Genomic DNA, 3057 nt, shown 5'->3' with positions numbered 1-3057 from the left:
GATGGAAGCATGACATAAAGTGGGCATTCTCCATCCCGAAACTGCGTATAATCAAAGTAAAAGGTTTCACCAAAATCAGTACTACTCACGACAAGCTGTTCTGATGTTGCAAAACCACGTTTTCTATAATAATTTAAGTTTTGACAAACAATATCATTAAAAGGAAAATCTACACAATCTTCATAAAGACTATAGATTTCATCACCACCAATATCTCCCCCTTTATAATTTTTTAAAAAACTTTTATAAGAAGATGTGAATTGCAAACCGAGAGCTTTCTCCGCCTTTTCAATCCATATATCATCGACAGCATTTTCTGCAGTCCCAAAACTGACAATATCACTATCATATTTATCAACTTTATCAACTAATTCTATAACATCATCTAAGGTATAGGTTTTCATAGATGATCCTCAAAACGTGCGTTATAAACGCTCCATATTTCCTCTATCAATTTCACCTCTTCCATAGTTTTTTCCAAAAGCTCTTGTAAAAAGGGATAGGTTGCGGAGTGAGAGTGTTCTCAATCTTTTCAATTGGTTGGTCTCCATCAGGTATCTCTTCTCCCGCGCTTTCTTTAATTCTTTTACAAAGGAATTCATAAAAATTGCTAGCGTAATATTCGCAATCTTCAGATGGAAGCATGACATAGAGTGGGCATTCACCATCCCTAAACTGCGTATAATCAAAATAAAAGGTTTCACCAAAATCTGTTCTGCTAACGAAAAGCTGTTCTGGTGTCACAAAACCACGTTCTCTATTGAGTAAGTTTCGGTAAACAATATCACCAGCAGGAATACCTTCCCCACAATCTCCATAAATGCTAAATATTTCATCACCACCAATTTCTCCTCCTCCATATTTTTTTAAGAAAACTTTGTAAGAGGATGTGAATTGCAAACCCAAAGCTTTCTCCGCCTTTTCAATCTGTAAATCATCTGTTTCATTCTCTCTATCATCTTCAGTACCCAAATTGATAATATCATCATATTTATTCACTTTATCAATTAATACTGCAACATCATCTAAAGTATAGGTTTTCATAAATCTTCCCCTGCATGGTCCTTAATTCTTTTACAGAGAAATTCATAAAAATTACTTGCATAATAAAGGGGATCTCCAGATATTACCTCAAAATAGAGCGGACATTCACCATCCTGAAACTGAGAGTAATCAAAGTAAAATGTCTCACCAAAATCAGTTCTACTGACAACAAGCTGCTGTGATTTTGCTAAACCATTTTTCATTTCTGTTAAGCGATTATAGACAATGTCACCACCATAAACAGTTTCAAAGTCTACACCATAAATGCTAAAAATTTCCTCGCAACCAATTTCTCCTCCTCCATAATTTTTTAAAAAACTTTTGTAGGACGAGGTGAATTGTAAACCAAGAGTTCTCTCAGCCTTTTCAATCAATATATCATCAGGTGCATCCTCTGCAGTGCCAAAGTCGATAACATCCGGATACTTATTAATTAATTGTGCAACATCAGCTAAGGTATAGGTTTTCATAAGTCCTTCCCCCCTAAAAAATATTAACGACGCTTGCATTCTTGAAAAGAAAAAAATAATCGTGGTTTAACATTGCAATTTGAAAGTAAAACCACCATACAAAAAAATCTACTTCAAATTATCTGTAATCCTTTTACAGAGGAATTCATAGAAGTTACTTGCATAATATTGTGGATCTTTGGGTGGAAAATCAAAATAGAGTGCACATTCTCCATTCTGGAATTGAGAATAATCGAAGAAAAATGTCTCTCCAAAATCGGTTCTACTAATAATAAGTTGCTGTGGCGTTGCAAAACCATTTTTTCTATAATTTAAGTTTTTATAAACAATATCATCACTACGAACAATTTCAAAATTTGTATCATAAACGCTACATATTTCCTCACCACAAATTTCCCCTCTTCCATAATTTTTTAAAAAACTTTTATAGGAAGACGTAAACTGCAAACCAAGAGTTTTCTCTGCTTTTTCAATCAGTGCATCATCAACTGCTTCATCTGTCGAGCCAAAATCGATACTATCGCTATATTTATCAACTAGTACTACAACATCATCTAAGGTATAGGTTTTCATAGATGATCCTCAAAACTTGCGTAACGCTCCATATTTCCCCTATCAATTGCCCCTCTTTCATAGTTTTTTCCAAAAACTCTTGTAAAAAGGTATAGGTTGCGGAGTGGGAGTGTTCTCAGTCTTTTCAATCGGTTGGTCACCATCAAGTATCTCTTCTCCCGCGTGTACTTTAATTCTTTTGCAAAGGAATTCATAAAAATTGCTAGCGTAATATTCGTAATCTTCAGATGGAAGCCTGATATAGAGTGGGCATTCACCATCCCGAAACTGCGTATAATCAAAATAAAAGGTTTCACCAAAATCAGCGTAACACACGACAAGCTGTTCTGATGTTGCAAAACCACGTTTTCTAGCATTTAAGTTTTTGAAAACAATATCACCACCAGGGATATCTGCTCCACACTCCTTATAAAGGCTAAAGATTTCTTCACCACCAATTTCTCCTCCTACATATTTTTTTAAAAAGCTCTTATAATGTGAATTGCAAATCGAGAGCTTTCTCCGCCTTTTCAATCCGTAGATCATCAGCCGCATTTTCTTCAGTACGAAAATTGATAATATCATTATATTTATCAACTAATTCTACAACATCATCTAAGGTATAGGTTTTCATAGATGATCCTCCTAAAAGGGATTAACAATTCTTGCATTTTTTGAAAACAAAAAAGAATGACGGCTTTAACAGTGTATTTCAAAAGGAAACCGCCCGACAAAAAGCGTCATTCCAAATTAGCTATAATTCTTTTACAGAGAAATTCATAGAAGTTACTTGCGTAATGCTCTGAATCTCCAGATGCAATTTCAATATAGAGTGGGCATTCACCATCCCAAAACTGAGAATAATCAAAATAAAATGTTTCACCAAAATCAGTTCTATTCACGGCAAGCTGATTTGGTTTTGCTAAACCATTTTTTATATCTGTTAAGTGATAATAAACAATATCACCAGCAGGATTATCTTCAAAACTTG

General features: G+C 34.4%; 4 protein-coding genes and 2 pseudogenes. All 6 read right to left on the bottom strand.

Features of this window, described 5'->3' with window-relative positions:
- Positions 1 to 404, bottom strand: a 404-nt coding sequence (locus tag ACFIQE_RS09320; RefSeq protein WP_375707605.1) for an SMI1/KNR4 family protein, incomplete at its 3' end; no start/stop codon positions are given.
- 52 nt (positions 405 to 456) lie between these two features.
- Positions 457 to 1044, bottom strand: coding sequence for an SMI1/KNR4 family protein (locus ACFIQE_RS09315; RefSeq protein WP_375707604.1), 588 nt, complete (start codon positions 1042 to 1044; stop codon positions 457 to 459).
- Entirely contained in the window at positions 1041 to 1514 is a 474-nt protein-coding gene (locus ACFIQE_RS09310) for an SMI1/KNR4 family protein (RefSeq protein ID WP_375613701.1), read from the bottom strand. The genes ACFIQE_RS09315 and ACFIQE_RS09310 overlap by 4 nt, the downstream gene beginning before the upstream one ends.
- A gap of 108 nt (positions 1515 to 1622) precedes the next feature.
- Positions 1623 to 2087 (bottom strand): SMI1/KNR4 family protein, encoded by a 465-nt coding sequence (locus ACFIQE_RS09305; protein ID WP_375707603.1) that lies wholly within the window; start codon positions 2085 to 2087, stop codon positions 1623 to 1625.
- 57 nt (positions 2088 to 2144) lie between these two features.
- Positions 2145 to 2700: pseudogene (locus tag ACFIQE_RS09300) on the bottom strand (SMI1/KNR4 family protein).
- Between the two features lie 106 nt (positions 2701 to 2806).
- A pseudogene (locus tag ACFIQE_RS09295) lies at positions 2807 to 3057 on the bottom strand (SMI1/KNR4 family protein); the annotation flags it as partial.

Origin of the sequence: Bartonella sp. AA1HLJMS (assembly GCF_042197445.1) — a bacterium.
GTDB lineage: Bacteria > Pseudomonadota > Alphaproteobacteria > Rhizobiales > Rhizobiaceae > Bartonella.
The sequence above is the reverse complement of the archived record's forward strand: the minus strand, read 5'-3'. Positions and strand labels throughout refer to the sequence as shown.